The 17,092-nt window shown below is 67.0% G+C and carries 19 protein-coding genes; 3 read left to right on the forward strand and 16 right to left on the reverse strand.

Features of this window, described 5'->3' with window-relative positions; genetic code table 11:
- Positions 1-29: 29 nt before the first annotated feature.
- The 8 genes from BJ960_RS11555 to BJ960_RS11590 all read right to left on the reverse strand — a co-directional run bounded on the left by BJ960_RS11555 (position 30) and on the right by BJ960_RS11590 (position 6,158).
- A complete protein-coding gene (locus BJ960_RS11555; RefSeq protein ID WP_185987388.1) occupies positions 30-176 on the reverse strand; it encodes a hypothetical protein in 147 nt (48 codons plus the stop codon).
- Positions 177-280: 104 nt separating this feature from the next.
- Positions 281-466, reverse strand: a complete 186-nt coding sequence (locus BJ960_RS11560; protein ID WP_121073252.1) for a hypothetical protein — start codon at positions 464-466, stop codon at positions 281-283.
- Positions 467-544: 78 nt separating this feature from the next.
- Positions 545-1,222 carry a DsbA family oxidoreductase gene (locus BJ960_RS11565; RefSeq protein WP_185987389.1) on the reverse strand — a complete coding sequence of 226 codons (678 nt, stop codon included), beginning with the start codon at positions 1,220-1,222 and terminating at the stop codon, positions 545-547.
- A 53-nt stretch (positions 1,223-1,275) separates the two neighbouring features.
- Complete coding sequence (locus tag BJ960_RS11570; RefSeq protein WP_121073256.1) at positions 1,276-2,208, reverse strand: 4-(cytidine 5'-diphospho)-2-C-methyl-D-erythritol kinase; 933 nt, start codon at positions 2,206-2,208, stop codon at positions 1,276-1,278.
- A 10-nt stretch (positions 2,209-2,218) separates the two neighbouring features.
- Positions 2,219-3,091 carry a 16S rRNA (adenine(1518)-N(6)/adenine(1519)-N(6))-dimethyltransferase RsmA gene (rsmA, locus tag BJ960_RS11575; protein ID WP_185987390.1) on the reverse strand — a complete coding sequence of 291 codons (873 nt, stop codon included), beginning with the start codon at positions 3,089-3,091 and terminating at the stop codon, positions 2,219-2,221.
- Positions 3,084-3,977 carry a TatD family hydrolase gene (locus BJ960_RS11580; protein WP_121073586.1) on the reverse strand — a complete coding sequence of 298 codons (894 nt, stop codon included), beginning with the start codon at positions 3,975-3,977 and terminating at the stop codon, positions 3,084-3,086. Before BJ960_RS11580 ends, rsmA begins: the two co-directional genes overlap by 8 nt.
- A 47-nt stretch (positions 3,978-4,024) precedes the next feature.
- Complete coding sequence (gene metG, locus BJ960_RS11585; protein ID WP_121073260.1) at positions 4,025-5,620, reverse strand: methionine--tRNA ligase; 1,596 nt, start codon at positions 5,618-5,620, stop codon at positions 4,025-4,027.
- 70 nt (positions 5,621-5,690) lie between these two features.
- Complete coding sequence (locus BJ960_RS11590) at positions 5,691-6,158, reverse strand: OsmC family protein (RefSeq protein ID WP_185987391.1); 468 nt, start codon at positions 6,156-6,158, stop codon at positions 5,691-5,693.
- Between the two features lie 45 nt (positions 6,159-6,203).
- Here BJ960_RS11590 and BJ960_RS11595 point away from each other — a divergent pair, with 45 nt between their 5' ends.
- Entirely contained in the window at positions 6,204-7,544 is a 1,341-nt protein-coding gene (locus tag BJ960_RS11595) for an aminotransferase class III-fold pyridoxal phosphate-dependent enzyme (protein ID WP_121073264.1), read from the forward strand.
- A gap of 223 nt (positions 7,545-7,767) precedes the next feature.
- Here the strand turns inward: BJ960_RS11595 and BJ960_RS16455 are convergent, their stop codons facing one another.
- The gene (locus BJ960_RS16455; RefSeq protein WP_202229129.1) at positions 7,768-8,577 is read right to left on the reverse strand and encodes a TetR/AcrR family transcriptional regulator; all 810 of its coding nucleotides are present in this window, start codon (positions 8,575-8,577) and stop codon (positions 7,768-7,770) included.
- A gap of 103 nt (positions 8,578-8,680) precedes the next feature.
- Here BJ960_RS16455 and BJ960_RS11605 point away from each other — a divergent pair, with 103 nt between their 5' ends.
- Both BJ960_RS11605 and BJ960_RS11610 read left to right on the forward strand, forming a co-directional pair.
- On the forward strand, positions 8,681-9,673 hold the full coding sequence (locus tag BJ960_RS11605) for an ABC transporter ATP-binding protein (RefSeq protein WP_185987392.1): 993 nt from the start codon (positions 8,681-8,683) through the stop codon (positions 9,671-9,673).
- Positions 9,670-10,476, forward strand: a complete 807-nt coding sequence (locus tag BJ960_RS11610) for an ABC transporter permease (RefSeq protein WP_185987393.1) — start codon at positions 9,670-9,672, stop codon at positions 10,474-10,476. Before BJ960_RS11605 ends, BJ960_RS11610 begins: the two co-directional genes overlap by 4 nt.
- 59 nt (positions 10,477-10,535) lie before the next feature.
- Here BJ960_RS11610 and BJ960_RS11615 read toward each other — a convergent pair whose 3' ends face one another.
- The 7 genes from BJ960_RS11615 to atpA all read right to left on the reverse strand — a co-directional run bounded on the left by BJ960_RS11615 (position 10,536) and on the right by atpA (position 17,092).
- Entirely contained in the window at positions 10,536-11,039 is a 504-nt protein-coding gene (locus BJ960_RS11615; RefSeq protein ID WP_185987394.1) for a DUF1307 domain-containing protein, read from the reverse strand.
- The gene (locus BJ960_RS11620; protein ID WP_121073272.1) at positions 11,023-11,925 is read right to left on the reverse strand and encodes a PP2C family protein-serine/threonine phosphatase; all 903 of its coding nucleotides are present in this window, start codon (positions 11,923-11,925) and stop codon (positions 11,023-11,025) included. Before BJ960_RS11620 ends, BJ960_RS11615 begins: the two co-directional genes overlap by 17 nt.
- Positions 11,926-11,930: 5 nt before the next feature.
- On the reverse strand, positions 11,931-12,713 hold the full coding sequence (locus BJ960_RS11625) for a YaaA family protein (RefSeq protein WP_185987395.1): 783 nt from the start codon (positions 12,711-12,713) through the stop codon (positions 11,931-11,933).
- A gap of 58 nt (positions 12,714-12,771) precedes the next feature.
- On the reverse strand, positions 12,772-13,032 hold the full coding sequence (locus BJ960_RS11630) for a F0F1 ATP synthase subunit epsilon (protein ID WP_183075253.1): 261 nt from the start codon (positions 13,030-13,032) through the stop codon (positions 12,772-12,774).
- 2 nt (positions 13,033-13,034) lie between these two features.
- On the reverse strand, positions 13,035-14,480 hold the full coding sequence (gene atpD, locus BJ960_RS11635; RefSeq protein ID WP_185987396.1) for a F0F1 ATP synthase subunit beta: 1,446 nt from the start codon (positions 14,478-14,480) through the stop codon (positions 13,035-13,037).
- 24 nt (positions 14,481-14,504) lie between these two features.
- Entirely contained in the window at positions 14,505-15,389 is an 885-nt protein-coding gene (locus tag BJ960_RS11640) for a F0F1 ATP synthase subunit gamma (RefSeq protein ID WP_121073276.1), read from the reverse strand.
- Positions 15,390-15,466: 77 nt separating this feature from the next.
- The gene (gene atpA / locus BJ960_RS11645) at positions 15,467-17,092 is read right to left on the reverse strand and encodes a F0F1 ATP synthase subunit alpha (RefSeq protein ID WP_121073277.1); all 1,626 of its coding nucleotides are present in this window, start codon (positions 17,090-17,092) and stop codon (positions 15,467-15,469) included.

Raw genomic sequence — 17,092 nt, forward strand, 5'->3', positions numbered from 1 at the left:
CGCGGCCCCAGGTCTGGCGCCAGCCTTGCTCAGCTCCAGCTCCAGCTCCAGCTCCAGCCCCAGCCCCAGCCCCAGCCCCAGCCCCAGCCCCAGCCCCAGCCCCAGCCCCAGCCCCAGCCCCAGCCCCAGCGTCTGTGATCGGCGAAGGCAATGCCAAACTCCGGTGGTTTCTGCATTGCAACGGCCGATGCCATACGCAGTGCCGATCGCGGCGGGCCGGTCGCGGCCACACAAAAGGCGGCGCACCCCGAGGGGTACGCCGCCTGTGTTTGCGAATCCTTTAGCCCTCGCCGGGCATGCAGCAGCTTCCGCCGCAGCACGAGCCGCCGGTGGAGCTGTCGCCGAGCAGATTCAGAATCTCTGCGGTCTCGGCGCCCGCAAACGCCGCAGCGCCCGCGATGCTCGCATCGGTGTTCAGCTCGACCAGGTCAGGGGTCTCGGTCTTCTCGGTTGTCGTGTCACTCATATTGGATCCTCTCCTGCGTGAATTCTAGTTCGGCGAACCGCGGGGCGGCCGCCCGTCCACTGATCTCTCAGTGGAGGCTCAGTCAGCCGAGTTCGCCTCGGCCTCGAGGGTGAGCACCTGTTCGAACGCGCTCACGAACATCTCTGGCTGCTGGGCGCCCGAGACGCCGTACTTCTCGTTGATGAGGTAGAAGGGCACGCCCGTCACGCCGAGCATCCGAGCGCGGGTGATGTCGCTCTCGACGGCCTCCCCGTATCCCTCGTCTTCGAAGGCGTCGCGAACCTCGTCGGGGTCGAGCCCGACCTCGTCGACGACCTTGGCGATCTGCTCGGGGTCGCCAACGTTGACGCCCTCCTCGAAGTAGGCCTTGAAGAGGCGCGCGAGTACCTCCTCGTAGATGCCCTGCTCCTTCGCGAGGTGCAGCACACGGTGGGCGGCCGCAGTGTTCGAGTGCGCGACCTTCCCGAAGTCGAACGTGATGCCTTCGGCGGCAGCCATCGCGGTCATCTGGCCGAGCATGTCTTCGACCTGTTCGCGCGGCATACCCTTGTGCTTCACGAGGAAGTCGATCTCGCTGCCTTCGAAGTTCAGCGGGGTGTCTGGGGCGAGCTCGTAGCTGTGCCCCTCGATCTCGAACTCAACCTCAGGGTTGTCGGCTTGGAACTGCGCGACCGCCGTGCGGAAGCGGTTCGCGCCGATGTAGCACCACGGGCAGGCGATGTCAGACCAAATGTCAATGCGGATCGTATTACTCACGTCCCGTGCAACCCCGCCTGTCGCCGAAGTATTCCTCGCAGCAGCGCGATGTTTCAGCCTTCGATGACGCGAGCGCCGTGCACGGGGCCGGTGACGGTGAGCGCGCTGACACCCGCGCGGGTGAGCACGGACTTCAGTTCCGACGCTTCCTGTGCGCTCTCGACCAGGAACGCGACGGTTGGCCCGGAGCCCGAGACGATCCCGGCGAGCGCACCGCGCGACTCCCCCAGCTCGAGGAGCTTCGTAAGCTCTGGCGCGAGCCGCAGCGCCGCCGCCTGCAGATCGTTGTGCATCGAGTCCGCGAGCGACTCGGCGTCGCCTACGCGCACCGCCTGGAGCACGGCAGTCTCAACCTTGACGTACTCCGGCTGCTCGCCGAGCTCGTTCGCGTGGTCGTCGCGGTGGCGATCCAGCATGTTGTAGACCTCAGGCGTGCTGAGCCCGCCGTCAGACAGGGCGAGCACCCAGTGGAAGGTCCCCTTGGCGAGCGCCTGACTCAGCTCGTCGCCGCGACCGGTGCCGACGGCGGTGCCGCCCTCGAGCGCGAACGGCACGTCCGCACCGAGCTCGGCCGCGAGCGCCGCGAGCCCCGAACGGCCGACCCCTGTGCACCACAGCTCGTCGCAGGCGAGCAGGGTTGCCGCGGCGTCTGCTGACCCGCCCCCCATGCCCCCGGCAATCGGCACGCGCTTGAGCACGGTGAGATCGACGCCGCCCTGGTATCCGGTGTGGGCCGCGAGCAGCTTCGCCGCTCGGATCGCGAGGTTCGTGTCGTCGGTCGGGAGGCCGGCAGTGTCGATGGGGCCGCCGAACCGCAACGAGAACGCATCGGACTCGGTCGCCGTGACTTCTTCGAAGAGCGAGACCGCCTGGTAGAGCGAGGCAACCTCGTGGTAGCCATCGTCCTGCAGCGCGCCGACGCGGAAGTAGACGTTGATCTTGCCGGGCGCTCGCACGGTGATCGATCTTCGCTGGTCGCTCCGCATGGTTCCTACGCTAGCGCAACTCAGCGGCCGCGCGTGACCGCGCGATCGCGAGGAAGTCGGTGATGTGCAGCTGCTCTGCACGGGCGGTCGGGGCGATGCCCGCCTGTTCGATGATCGCGACGGCATGTTCGGGCCCGAGCACGGGCTGAAGCGCCTGCCTGATCATCTTGCGACGCTGCGCGAACGCCGCGTTGACGAGCTCGAACGTGAGCACCCGTTCGGCCTCGGTTCCAAGGCTCTCGGCGCGTCGCTCGTACGAGACGAGCACCGAGTCGACCCCGGGCACCGGCCAGAAGATGCGGCGGCTCACCGTGCCCGCGATCCCCCATTCCCCGTACCAGGTCGCCTTCGCGCTCGGTGCGCCGTACTCCTTCGAGCCTGGACCCGCCGCGATCCGGTAGCCGACCTCGGCCTGCACCATCACCAGCCCGCGATCAAGCGTCGGGATGAGCTCAAGCAGGTGCATGAGGATCGGCACCGACACGTTGTACGGCAGGTTTGCGACAAGCGCCGTCGGCTGGGCGGGGAGACCCGCGAGCTGCTCGTCCGCGAGGTCGAGCGCGTCGGTGTGGATCACGCGGAAGCGCTCGGCCGCCTCAGGCTGCATCGCGCGAATCGTGTTTGGCAGCTCTGCGGCAAGACGAGAGTCGATCTCGATCGCGGTGACGTCGGCGCCGACCTCGGTGATCCCCAGCGTCAGCGAACCGAGCCCGGGGCCAATCTCGATGACCGCGTCGTCCGCCCCGACGCCCGCGAGGCGCACGATCTTGCGCACGGTGTTCGGGTCGATCACGAAGTTCTGGCCGAGCTTTTTCGTCGGCGACACGTCGAGCCGCTCCGCGAGCTCGCGGACCTCGACCGGGCCGAGCAGCGCGTTAGTCATCTGAGTCCATCTCCCACGTGCCGTACACGCGCTCGGTGTTTGCCGCGAGCTGACGGCACACGTCCTCAAGTGGCAGCTCCTGCACCTCGGCGAGCCGACGCACGGTGTGCGGCATCAGGTAGGGCGCGTTCGGGCGCCCACGCAACGGCTCGGGCGTAAGGAATGGCGCGTCGGTTTCGACGAGCACCAGCTCGGGCCGCGCGATCGAGAGCGCTTCCCGCAGCGCCGGCGCGTTCTTGAAAGTCATCGTGCCAGCGAACGACATGTACCAGCCACGTTCGTTGCAAATCTTCGCGAGAGCCGCGTCGCCAGAGAAGCAGTGGAACACGGTGCGCTCCGGAGCGCCCACGCGGGTGAGGGTCGCGACGACCTCGTCGTGCGCGTCGCGATCGTGGATCTGCAATGCGATGCCGTGCGCCTTCGCGATCTCGATGTGCGTCTCGAACGACTCGTACTGGGCCTCGCGCCCCTCTTCGCCCGTGCGGAAGAAGTCGAGCCCGGTCTCACCAACCGCGCGCACGCGCGGCTGGGCAGCGAGCCTGGCGATCTCGGAGAGGTGTTCCGACAGCGTCCCCGCTGCGGCGAGCCGCGGAGCCTCGTTCGGGTGCAGAGCGACGGCGGCGAGCACGCGCGCGTCGGTCGCGGCGAACTCGGCGCTCCACCTGCTCGTCTCGAGATCCGTGCCGACCTGGACGACGCCGCGAACGCCGACGGCCTCAGCGCGGGCGAGCGACTCGAGCGGATCGAGCTGCTCCACGCCGTCCTCGAACTCGAGGTGGGTGTGGTTGTCGTACAGCGGGAACGGCAAAGGCTCGGGGCTGGCAGGACGCGTGAGATCGCGCGTCTGCTTGCCGGGGCCCTCGGGCGCCTCTCGCCGCTTGCGAATCCCGCCCGCGGGAGTCTGCGAGGGCGTCGCCCCCTCAGCTGCGGGACTCACTTACTGTCGCCCTCCGTCTCGATCCGGGGGAAGAGCACTGGCAGCGGATGCTGGGTCGCGCCCGCCGGAAGCCGGCCCCACGTGCCGGCAGCGCGCAGCGGCTGCGCGGCGAGCGCGCCGAGGCTCTCCTCTGCGCCGAGCGCGGCCCAGAGCTTGCCCGTCGATTCGGGGATCACGGGGTGCAGCAGCTCGGCGAGCATGCGCAGCCCCTCGGACACGGTGTAGAGCACCGTCCCGAGACGCTCACGCTGCGTCTCATCCTTTGCAAGCACCCACGGCTGCTGCTCGGTGATGTAGCCATTCAGCGCGTCCACGAGCTCCCAGATCGAGGCGAGCGCCTCGTGGATCGCGAACGCCTCGATGTGCGCATCGGCGTCGGCCGCGGCCTTCGCGGCGAGCTCACGGATCGCGGCGTCTGCCGGTTCCTCGGCCCCAGCTGCGGGGACGGCACCGTCGAAGTACTTGACGTTCATCGCGAGCAACCGGCTCGCGAGGTTGCCGAAGCCGTTCGCAAGCTCGGCCTGGTACCGAGCCGCGAGATCCTCCCAGCTGAACGAGCCGTCGTGGCCGAACGACACGGCGCGCATGAAGTAGTAGCGGAACGCGTCGGCGCCGAAGGTATCGGTGATCTCGTTCGGCGCGATACCGGTGAGCTTTGACTTCGACATCTTCTCGCCGCCGACGAGGAGCCAGCCGTGCGCGAACACGTTCGAGGGCACCTCGAGGCCAGCAGCCATGAGCATCGCGGGCCAGATCACGGCGTGGAAGCGCAGGATGTCCTTGCCGACGATCTGCACGGCCGGCCAGTGCTTCAGGTCAGCCGTCGGGTCTGCCGGGTTCTGCCCGTAACCGCGCGCGGTGATGTAGTTGAGCAGCGCGTCGAACCAGACGTAGGTGACGTGCGCGGAGTCCCACGGGATCGGGATGCCCCAGTCGAATGAGGTGCGCGAGATCGACAGGTCTTCGAGGCCCTGCTGCACGAACGCAATCACCTCGTTGCGCGCGCTCGCCGGCTGCACGAAGTCGGGGCGCTCTTCGTAGAGCGCCAGCAGGCGGTCCTGGAACGCGCTCATCTTGAAGAAGTAGTTCTTCTCCTGGAGCAGCTCCAGCGGCTTCGAGTGGATCGCGCAGACTTTCTGGCCCTCGAACGCGCCCTCGCCGTCGACGATCTCGCTTTTCGGCTTGAACTCCTCACATCCGACGCAGTACAGCGCCTCGAACTCGCCAGCATAGACGTGGCCGTCGTCGTGCAGGCGCTGCAGGAACGTCTCGACGCCGACCTTGTGGCGCTCGTCGGTCGTGCGAATGAAGTCGTCGTTGGAGATGTTGATCGTGTCGAGCAGCGGGCGCCACGACGACTCGACGAGGCGGTCAGCCCATTCCTTCGGGTGCACGCCGTTCGCCGTCGCCGTGCGCAGGATCTTCTGGCCGTGCTCGTCGGTGCCGGTGAGGAAGAACGTCTCGTCGCCGGCCTGCCGGTGCCAGCGCGCGAGCACGTCGGCAGCCACCTCGGTGTAGGCGTGCCCGATGTGCGGGGCGTCGTTGACGTAGAAGATCGGCGTGGAGACGGAGAACGAAGAGGACTGGGCCATGGGCTCCATTGTATTAGGAGTGCGCGGCGCTCGGGACCGTGTTACGCGGACGGCGACCGGGCCGCGCGCCCTAGCCTACGGTGATCGTCGGCTCGTGCTTGACCGGGAAGTTCACGGACCGCGCGATGAAGCAGTTCTCGTACGCGTCCTTGTGCGCGGCCAGTGCGGCGTCGACCATGGAGGCGTCCGCGACAGTCACCCGCGGGTAGAGCGTCACCTCGGTGAACTCGCCGCCGAGTCCCTCCTGCCGCATCACGCCCACCGCGGCGTCGCTATAGCTCGTGACGACGACGCCCTCCCGCACCGCCATATGTAGGTACGACAGCATGTGGCACTGCGCGAGCGCGGTCACGAGCAGCTCCTCGGGGTTCCATCGGTCGCGGTCGCCGCGGAAGGTCGGGTCGGCGGAGCCCTCGAGCTCCTCCTTGCCGGCCGCGCGAATCACGAGTTCCCGGCCGTAGTCACGGTAGCCACTCGTGCCGGTTCCCCGGTTGCCCCGCCACTCAACCTCGATCTTGTACTCGTGCTCGTTTCCCATAGCCCTATCGTAGAGTCCTCGGATAGTCGGGAGTAAGCTTGCCCCATGACCTCAGACATGTTGGAAGCAGAAATTACTCAGGAGCGCAAGCTCGTCACCGAGATCCCTGGCCCGCGCTCGCGCGAGATCCACGAGCGTCGTCAGCGAGTCATCCCCCCGGGCGTCCACACCGTCTTCCCCGTCTACATCGAGCGTGCGCACGATTCGATCGTCGTCGACGTTGATGGCAACCAGCTCATCGACGTGTGCGGTGGCATCGGTGTCACCACAATCGGCCACACCGACGAGGCCGTCGTCGCAGCTGCCCGCGAGCAGGTCGGCAAGGTCACGCACACGCTCTTCACGATGAACGCCTACGAGCCATACGTGCGCGTCGCCGAGCTGCTCGCGCAGCACGTTCCCGGTGACGGCGAGTACAAGACGCTGCTCATGAACTCCGGCGCAGAGGCCGTGGAGAACGGCGTGAAGATCGCCCGCAAGTTCACCGGCCGCCCAGGTGTCGCGGTGCTCGAGCACGCGTACCACGGCCGCACGATGCTTACGAGCAGCATGAACCACAAGGGCGCACCTTACGCGCTCGGCTACGGCCCCCGCGCGGGCGACATCTACCGCGCGCCGAACTCGCACCCCCTCCACGACGGCCTGACCGGCGAAGAGGCCGCGAAGCGCACGATCAAGTACCTCGAGAAGACCGCTGGCGCGTCGGATCTCGCGTGCCTCGTCGTCGAGCCGATCCAGGGCGAGGGCGGCTTCGTCGTCCCGGCCGACGGCTACCTCCCCGCGCTCGCAGCGTGGTGCAAGGAGAACGGGATCGTCTTCATCGCCGACGAGGTGCAGGCTGGCATGGCCCGCACCGGCACCATGTTCTCGATCGAGCAGTTCGGTGTGCAGCCCGACATCGTGCTCTCGGCAAAGGGCATCGCTGGCGGCCTCCCCCTGGCAGGCATCACCGGCCGCGCCGAGATTATGGACAAGTCGATGCCGGGTGGCCTCGGCGGCACCTTCGGCGGTAACCCGGTCTCCTGCGCGGCAGCCGTCGCGGTGTTCGAGCGCATCGAGAGCCTCAACCTGCTCGCCGAGGCGAAGCGCATCGAGCAGACCTTCGGTGGCGCGCTGCGCGAGCTGCAGGGCGAGTTCGACGCGATCGCCGAGGTTCGCGGCAAGGGCGCCATGCTCGCGATCGAGATCGTGAAGCCTGGCACCCTCGAGCCCGACGCCGACCGCGTGAACGCGATCATCGACTACGCGGGCAAGCAGGGCGTCATCCTGCTGTCGGCAGGCCTCTACGGTGAGGCGATTCGCTTCCTGCCGTCGCTGAAGATGGGCGACGAGCTGCTGCTCGACGTCGTCAGCGTGCTGCGCGAGGCGTTTGCGGCGACCGCGTAGCAGGACTGCCTAGCACGACCGCGTAACGACGAGGGGGTCCGGACCAGAGTGGTCCGGACCCCCTTCGTCGTACTCGGCCCGCGCCCCTCGGGTTTCCGCGGGGCCCACCACCGCCACCGAGCATCTTTCCCGCAGCTGTGCCCCTTGCCGACGGTTGGCAAGGGACGCTGTTGCGGGAAAGGTACTCGGTGGCGCACAGGCGGGCAGCGTGTGGCCGGGCCGACTAGCTCTCGGAGGGTCCGCCGGCGGGTGCGTCCGAGGTCAGTCCGAGCAGCAGGGTCCGCATGGCCAGATCCGCGACCACCGACTCGTCTCGGTCGAGGACCCGCTCGTGGCCGTCCCCTGCATCGCCGAGCCTGCGCTTGGCTGCCGCGAGGGCCTCGATGAGGTCCGCAACGATGCCGCGTACTTCCTCGCGCCGTTCAGGCGTGCGCCGCCCGAACAACATCGCCTCGAGCGCCAAGGTCACGGCCTGGGCAAGCTGCTGCGGCCCCGTGCGTGACGGGGGCTGCAGCGCCGGGTCATCGGCGGACTCGGGCGCCCCAGCAGCAGCCCCAGCAGCCACGTCAGCCCCGCCGGGCCCCTCAGCCCCACCGGGCCCGGCCTCGGCCGGGCGCTCCGGCGCCACGCCGAGGCTCGCAAGGTCCTCCGTCGCGGCGCGCAACGCGGCCAGGAAGGTCTGCTCCTTCGACCCGAAGTGGCTGTAGACGGCGCCCTTCGTGAATCCGGCGGCCTGCGCAATGTCTTCAAGCGAGACGCCTGCGTAGCCGCGCTCCGCGAAGAGCCGCACGGCCTGTTCGAGCAGTTTCTCTTTCGTGCTCAGTGGCTTCGCCCGCTGCTCTACCCACGCGCTCGCCTGCGCCAACGCTTGGGCGGCCGCGAGGAGCCCCTTCGTGACGCCGGTCTCGGCCTGCGCCCCCGCACTCCCGAGCGACTGGCCAAACTGGCCGGCAGCCTCCGCGAGCGCGCGGGCGGCGTCGCGCAGGCGCTGTTCGCCGCTGGGATCCGGTCCGCCGGGAGGATGTGTAGCCATGCGGCCAGAATACCTCACATACCCGAAAGGATGCTCTTGCGTTATTGAGATACCAGTGAGTATATTCATACCAATCAGTATCCAACCCCGTAAGGAGCATTCGATGTCCCGTACCCATTCGTCGCCTGCCGGCGGCGCACCGTTGCTGCAGCCGGCAGGCGCGACAGGCGAGCCAGTGCTCGCTATCGAACATCTCGTGAAGCAGTACCGGGGCAAGGCGGCGCCCGCAAACGACGACGTCTCGCTGACGGCTCACGCTGGCCGCGTGCTCGGGGTGCTCGGCCATAACGGCGCGGGCAAGACCACGATGGTGAACCAGATTGTCGGGCTGCTCCGCCCCACGTCGGGCACCATTCACGTGAGCGGCGTCGACGCCGTCGCGCATCCCGCCAGGGCGCGCGAGATCGTCGCGGTACAGGCCCAGGCGAACGTGCCGATTACCGGGCTCACACCGCGAAAGGCGGTCGAGCTTGTCGGCCGCATCCGTGGCGGAGAGCCTCGAGCCGTGCGTCGCCGCACGGACCAGCTCCTCCAGGCCCTCGACCTCGGCCCGTGGGCCGACACCCCGGCGGAGAAGATCTCGGGCGGCGTCGCGCGCCTCACCGCCTTCTGCATGACCGTCGTGCAGCCCGCCGCCCTCGTGATTCTCGACGAGCCGACGAACGACGTCGATCCGGCTAGGCGCCGGTTGCTCTGGGACGCGATCCGTGACACCGCCGCGGCTGGCGCGGCGGTGCTACTTGTCACGCACAACGTGCGCGAGGCCGAGCGCACCGTCGATGATCTCGTGGTGCTCGACAGTGGCCGAGTACTCGCGGCGGGCAGCCCCGCGGATCTCACAACCCACCTTCGCGGCGAGCTCTTCCTTGAACTCGATGGCCGGGACCTTCCCGCGCTGCCCCCTGGACTACGCGCGAGCGTCACCCGCCCGGCGCAGAGCGTGGTGCCGGTTCCGGCAGCGCGCGGTGCCGAGGTCGTGGCGTGGGCGCAGACCGCAGTCGAGCGGGGCGAGGTGGAGCGGTTCGCGCTCACCCCGGCCTCGCTCGAAGACGCGTATCTCGAGCTCGTCGGCGCAGGATCGGAGGTCGCAGCATGACCGCGCTCACGACCGATCCGAGATTTGTTCGCACTCCCCCGCCCGGCGGGTCACCTTCGTCCCGCGCACTTCTCGGCCTCCGCGGCACGCTGCTGCTCCTCCAGTGGCAGGTCAGGCGCCAGGCACAATTCCTCCCGCTCATGGCCGTCGTGCAGACCGCGCTCGCGGTGTCGACGGTGCTCGGCTACGGCCTGTTGATCGGCAACGTCGACGGTGAGGCCGCCCTCTTCCTCGCGACCGGAGCGCCAACGATTACGCTCATCGTGATCGGCCTCGTGATGACACCGCAGGCGATGGTGCAGGCGCGAACCGAGGGCAGCGCCGACTGGCTGCGTACGCTGCCGCTCCCCCGCGGCGCGTTCCTGGCGGCCGACCTCACCGTGTGGACTCTGCTCGCCCTGCCCGGCCTCATCCTCGGCACGATCGTCGGGGCGCTCCGCTACGACATCACCTATCACCTGGCACCGTGGGTGTTGCCCGTCGCGATCCTGATCTCGCTGACCGCAGCGTCGATCGGGTACGCGTTCGCGGCCCTGCTGCCGCCGATGATCACGCAGCTCGTCTCGCAGATGCTCGTGTTCCTGCTGCTGCTCTTCTCACCCGTGAGCTTCCCCGCAGCGAACCTGCCAGGCTGGCTGCGCACCGCGCATGAGATCCTTCCGATCGAGCCGATGGCGAACCTCATGCGTGCTGGCCTCGCCGGTCAGGCGTTCGATGCGAGCGCGCGCGACCTCATCACCGTGCTTGCGTGGTGCGCGGCCGCCGTCACCGCCGCGGTGCTCGCGCTCCGCCGGCGCGGATAGCGCAAACGCCGGGCGCCCCGAGGGGTGCCCGGCGTTTCCGCGCGGCGATCAGGATCGGCCTACTTCACCTCAGTGAATCCACCGTCGGTGAGGGTTTTCACGGCCTCCTTGAGGCTCACGTCGCGCGCGTCCTCAGGGTTCTCTCCCGGGTCGCCGCCGGTCACGGACGACAGCTTCTCGATGTCGAGGTCGGCGTAGGTCAGCGTGACGGTCTCCGTGAGTTCGTCGTCGCCGAACTCGATCGAGTGCTCGACACCCTTGATGCCCTTGTACTGCTCTGCGAGCGGAGCGACAGACTCTTCGGCCGCCGCGCGATCGGCAATCCCGCTCGCCTCGTAGTTGACGACGTTCTTGGTCGTCTGCTGCGTCACCTTGTCGCCCTCGGCGACATAGGTAACGGTGAGCTCCGCGCCCTCGACCGAGCGGGTGAGCGTGGTCTCCGTGGTCTCGCCCGCGGCGTCACCGCCGCCGCTGCAGCCTGTGAGCGCGAGCGCCGCGGCGAGCATCACCGCCGCAACCGTGCCGGTCCGTCGGGTGGCGCGTGGGCTAGGCTTCGTCAGCACTGCTCTCCTCAGCTGTTGGAGCGTCTCCGCTCGGTTCCAACGTGACCCCGCTCGAGGCGAGGCTTCCGGTATCGATAACGTCGCCAACGGCGTGCACGTCAATCACCACGACCGTAACATTGTCGCGGCCGGCGTTGTTGAGCGCTTGCTCAACGAGCGTGTTCGCCGCGTCCTCTGCACTGTGCTGGGTGGACAGGAAGTACTGGATGCCCACCTCGGTGAGCTCCTTCGTGAGGCCGTCGGAGCAGATCAGGATCCGCTGGCCCGGAATCAGCGCGAGCGTGGTGTAGTCGGGTAGCGGCGCTTCGCCGAGTCCGACGGCTCGCGTGATCACGTTGGCGTGCGGGTGTACCTCGGCCTCTTCCTCGGTAATCGCGCCGGTGTCGAGCAGGTGCTGCACGACCGAGTGGTCGACGGTGATCTGGCTGAGCGCGCCCTTGAAGTACTGGTAGACGCGGGAGTCTCCAATGTTGAAGACCTTCCACACCGGAGTATCGCTCTGCTCGCTCACGATGACGCCCGTGACGGTCGTGCCAGCACCAAGTTCGGTGTCGCCGGTGTCGATCTCGATGTCATCGACCGCCTGCGTGAGGATCTCGAGGATGTCATCCTCGGTCACGGTGAGGTCGCCAGCGAGCTCGTTCAAGCGTCGCACGACCGCGGCAGAGGCAACCTCGCCAGCGGAGTGACCGCCCATGCCGTCGGCCACAGCGAATACGGGTGGTACGGTGATGAAGCTGTCTTGGTTCGTCTCGCGTCGGTTTCCGACGTGCGTGACTGCGTGCCAGGAGAGCTCGATATCGGCCTCCCCGCCCGGACGGTACGCGAGGCGTCGCCTCACAGCGTTCTCACCGTGGGTGGTCACCAGCTCATCTCCTGCACTCATGTATTCTAGCGGCTCGCCGCCGGGACGCCCTGAAGCGTCACCAGTCGGAGCACGGCCGGATCGGCGCCTTCACCGATCTCCAGCCCGGCCTCGCGGGCCCACTCGAGGAACTCAGCGCGCGACGAGATCGCCGGCGCACTCTCTGCAACGCGGCGAACAAGGTCGCCCTTCGCCGCCTTGTTAAAGTGGTTGAGCGCGCGAACTTCGCCGTCGTCTGAGCGCGCCACCACCTCCAAGTAGTCGGTCTCCGACGCCCCGAGCGCCCCGAGCGGAGCGAGGGCGGCGTAGTCCTTCGACCTGAGGTCGAGCACGTAGTCGGCCCCCGTGAGGGCTCCCTCGTGCGGGCCCGCCCACAGCTTCGCGAGCGGGGATCCGAGCTCCGGGAGCCGCGAGGACGCCGAGACGCGATAGGCGGGAATCGGATCGCCACCCCGCACCAGCCCGAACAGTGCCGACTGCACGAAGACGTGATCGCTGAGCCAGGCGAGCGCCGCGGGAGCGAGCGTCTCCGTGTCGAGCGCGTCGTAGAGCACCCCGGTGTAGCGCTCGATCGCTGGCATCGCACCGCTGACGTCGAGGTCGAGGTTGCGCAGCCGCTCGTCGCGATTCTTCACGCCGAGCTTGAGCGCCTTGGTCGCGGCTGCCTCGTCGGCGCTCACGCGCTCGAGCGCCGACTTGACCGCGGCGCGTGGGGCGGCGAGCCGCTCCCCCAGGAAGAGGTCGTCCGGGGAAAACGGAAGCCGCCCTCCGAGACGTTTCGTCTCAGAGGGCGGCAACAGGATACGCATAGTGACTCTAGCCTAGCGCGGTGCGGGCGAATGCCCGTCCGACGTGTGGACGGCCTGCCTACGCGACGAGCACGGCGTCGCCGGCAACGACGGTGACCGTGTCGTGGTCGACGGACAGGAACCCGTCCTCAGCGTTCACGGTGATCTTCTCGCCCGCCTCAGTCGTCACGCGCACCTCACCCTTGGCGAGGAGAGCGAGGAACGGCTGGTGGCCCGTAAGGATACCGATCTCGCCTTCGACAGTGTTCGCGACGACCTGGCTGGCTGCGCCAGACCAGATCTCGCTCGTTGCCGAGACAACCTTGACGTTGAGCGCCATGATTAGGCCATATCCTTCTGCATCTGAGCCCACTTCTCTTCGACGTCGGAGATTCCGCCAACGTTGAAGAATGCCTGCTCAGCGACGTGGTCGAACTCGCCCTTGGCAATCGCGTCGAACGACTCGATGGTCTCCTTGAGCGGAACCGTCGAACCCTCGACACCGGTGAACTTCTTCGCCATGTAGGTGTTCTGCGAGAGGAACTGCTGGATGCGGCGTGCGCGCGAGACGGTGATCTTGTCGTCTTCCGAGAGCTCGTCGACACCAAGGATCGCGATGATCTCCTGGAGTTCCTTGTTCTTCTGCAGGATCTGCTTGACGGTGGTTGCCACGCGGTAGTGATCCTCGCCCAAGTAGCGGGGATCCATGATGCGCGACGACGAGGTCAGCGGGTCGATCGCGGGGTACAGACCCTGCGACGCGATCTCACGCGAGAGCTCGGTGGTCGCGTCGAGGTGCGCGAAGGTGGTCGCCGGAGCCGGGTCGGTGTAGTCGTCAGCAGGAACGTAAATTGCCTGCAGAGAGGTGATCGAGTGGCCACGGGTCGAGGTGATGCGCTCCTGGAGGATGCCCATCTCGTCAGCCAGGTTCGGCTGGTAGCCCACTGCCGAGGGCATACGACCGAGCAGGGTCGACACCTCGGAACCGGCCTGGGTGAAGCGGAAGATGTTGTCGATGAAGAGGAGCACGTCCTGCTTCTGAACATCACGGAAGTACTCAGCCATGGTGAGCGCCGAGAGTGCGACGCGAAGACGCGTCCCCGGGGGCTCATCCATCTGGCCGAACACGAGTGCGGTCTTGTCGAAGACGCCGGCCTCGTCCATCTCGTGGATGAGGTCGTTGCCCTCGCGGGTGCGCTCACCGACACCGGCGAACACCGACACGCCACCGTGATCCTGAGCCACACGCTGGATCATCTCCTGGATGAGGACGGTCTTGCCGACGCCCGCACCACCGAAGAGGCCAATCTTGCCGCCCTGCACGTACGGGGTGAGGAGGTCGATCGACTTGATGCCGGTCTCGAAGAGCTCGGTCTTCGACTCGAGCTGGTCGAATGCCGGCGGGGTGCGGTGAATGCCCCAGCGCTCGGTGACCTCGATGGTCTCACCCTCGGGGAGGTTGAGCACGTTACCGGCAACGTCGAAGACCTTGCCCTTGGTGATGTCGCCGACGGGAACGGTGATCGAGTCACCGGTGTCCACAACTTCCTGGCCGCGGACCAGGCCGTCGGTGGGCTTCAGCGCGATCGCGCGGACGAGGTTGTCTCCGAGGTGCTGTGCGACCTCGAGGACGAGGGTGAAGGGCTCCGAGCCCTCGCCCATGTTGACGGTCGTCTCGAGTGCGTTGTACACGCCGGGGATCGCGTCGTGCGGGAACTCGATGTCGACGACGGGGCCGGTAACGCGGGCGATGCGCCCGGTGACCTTGGTGGTGGCCGTATCGGTCATGTCTCTTCTCTCTTCAGTCTGGACTTAGGACAGCGCGTCAGCGCCGCCCACGATCTCGGAAATCTGCTGGGTGATTTCCGCCTGGCGTGCGTTGTTGGCGAGGCGGGTGAAGTCGCGGATGAGTGTGTCAGCGTTGTCACTCGCGGACTTCATCGCCTTCTGGGTTGCCGCGTGCTTCGCAGCTGCGGACTCAAGCATCGCGTTGAAAATACGCGACTCGATGTAGTCGGGCAGCAGCTTGTCGAGCACGATATCTGCCTCGGGCTCGAATTCGTACAGCGGGTTCAGGTCGTTCGCGTCGGCGACGCCCTCAACGATCTGCAGCGGCAGCAGGCGGGTAACCTGCGGCGCCTGCGTGACCATGCTGATGAAGCGGTTGTACACGAGGTGGATCTCCTGCACACCACCCTCGTCGCTGTTGCGGAGGAATGCGGAGACGACTGCCTCTGCAACTTCCTTGGCGGTCTCGAACACCGGGTTCTCGGTGTCCCCAACCCACACGCGCTCAGCAGCACGACGGCGGAAGGTGAAGTACCCCTGCGCCTTACGTCCGATGAGGTAGTACGAGATCTCCTTGCCCTCGGCACGGAGCAGCTCGCTGAGCTCCTCGGCCTCGCGCAGTACCTGCGAGTTGAACGCGCCGGCAAGGCCGCGATCGGAGGTGAAGATCACAACTGCTGCGCGCTCGACAGTGTCGGCCTCGGTCAGCAGCGGGTGGTCGGTCTTCGCGTGCGTCGCAACCGCCGATACAGCCCTGGTGATGGCCTGGGTGTAGGGGTTTGAGGCGTCGACGCGAGCCCGTGCCTTCTGAATGCGTGAGGCAGCGATGAGCTCCATCGCACGGGTGATCTTCTTGGTCGTCTGGGCAGAGCGAATGCGCTGCCTGTAGACCCGAAGTTGCGCTCCCATGTCTCTCCTGTGTTATTCGGTGCTGGCTAGTTGTCGAGTGGCGAGCGGCGGGGGCGCGAACGCCCCCACCGTCTCAGCTACTTCTTGACGACGAGCTGCTCCTGCTGGATCTCTGCCTCGTCGAGCGCGTCGAACTGCTCGTTGAGGGACTTGCCCTCAGCGGTCAGGAACTCGCTCTTGAACTTCTCGATCTGAGTGGTGAGCTCAGCAACGATGTCGTCGTCGAGCACGTTCGTCTTCGCGAGCGTCGACAGCGCCTCGGAGTTGCGGCCGAGGTAGTCGAGGAACTCGCGCTCGAAACGGAGGATGTCGACGACGGGGACGTCATCAAGGAAGCCCTTGGTGCCGGCCCAGATCGAAACCGTCTGCTCCTCAACCGCGAACGGTGAGTACTGCGGCTGCTTGAGGAGCTCGGTGAGGCGTGCGCCACGCTCGAGCTGCTTGCGGCTGGCCGCGTCGAGGTCGGATGCGAACATCGCGAATGCCTCGAGCGCACGGTACTGAGCGAGCTCAAGCTTGAGCGTGCCCGAGACCTTCTTGATCGACTTCACCTGCGCGTCGCCACCCACGCGGGACACCGAGATGCCCACGTCGACGGCGGGACGCTGGTTCGCGTTGAAGAGGTCCGACTGGAGGAAGATCTGGCCGTCGGTGATCGAGATCACGTTGGTCGGAATGTACGCCGAGACGTCGTTTGCCTTGGTCTCGATGATCGGCAGGCCGGTCATCGAGCCTGCGCCGAGCTCGTCGGACAGCTTTGCGCAACGCTCCAGCAGACGCGAGTGGAGGTAGAACACGTCACCCGGGTATGCCTCGCGCCCCGGCGGGCGGCGAAGGAGGAGCGAAACGGCACGGTACGCCTCAGCCTGCTTCGAGAGATCATCAAAGATGATCAGCACGTGCTTGCTGTCGTACATCCAGTGCTGGCCGATAGCCGAGCCGGTGTACGGAGCGAGGTACTTGAAGCCTGCGGGGTCAGACGCGGGCGAAGCGACGATGGTGGTGTACTCCATCGCGCCTGCGTCCTCGAGCGCGCCCTTCACCGAAGCGATGGTCGAGCCCTTCTGGCCGATTGCAACGTAGATGCAGCGAACCTGCTTGTTGGTGTCGCCCGACTCCCAGTTCGCCTTCTGGTTGATGATCGTGTCGATCGCGAGAGCGGTCTTGCCGGTCTGACGGTCGCCAATGATGAGCTGACGCTGGCCACGGCCAACGGGGATCATCGCGTCGATCGCCTTGATGCCGGTCTGCAGTGGCTCGTGAACCGACTTACGCTGCATGACGCCGGGAGCCTGAAGCTCGAGTGCGCGACGCGACTCGATGCCAGTGATCTCGCCGAGGCCGTCGATCGGGTTACCGAGCGGGTCGACCACGCGGCCGAGGTAGCCCTCGCCCACGGGAACCGAGAGAACCTCGCCGGTGCGGGTGACCTGCTGGCCCTCCTCAATGCCGGTGAACTGGCCGAGCACGACAACGCCGATCTCGTCCTCTTCGAGGTTCTGTGCAAGGCCGAGCGTGCCGTCTGCGAAGCGAACGAGCTCGTTGGCCATCACTCCGGGAAGCCCGGAGACGTGTGCAATGCCGTCAGCGGCGTCGACGACGGTTCCGACCTCGGTCTTCCCCGCCTGAGCCGGCTCGTACGATGCTGCGAATTCATTCAGCGCGCTACGGATCTCGTCCGGGCTGATTGAGAGTTCTGCCAT

The organism is Leucobacter aridicollis, from assembly GCF_013409595.1.
Lineage (GTDB): Bacteria > Actinomycetota > Actinomycetes > Actinomycetales > Microbacteriaceae > Leucobacter > Leucobacter aridicollis.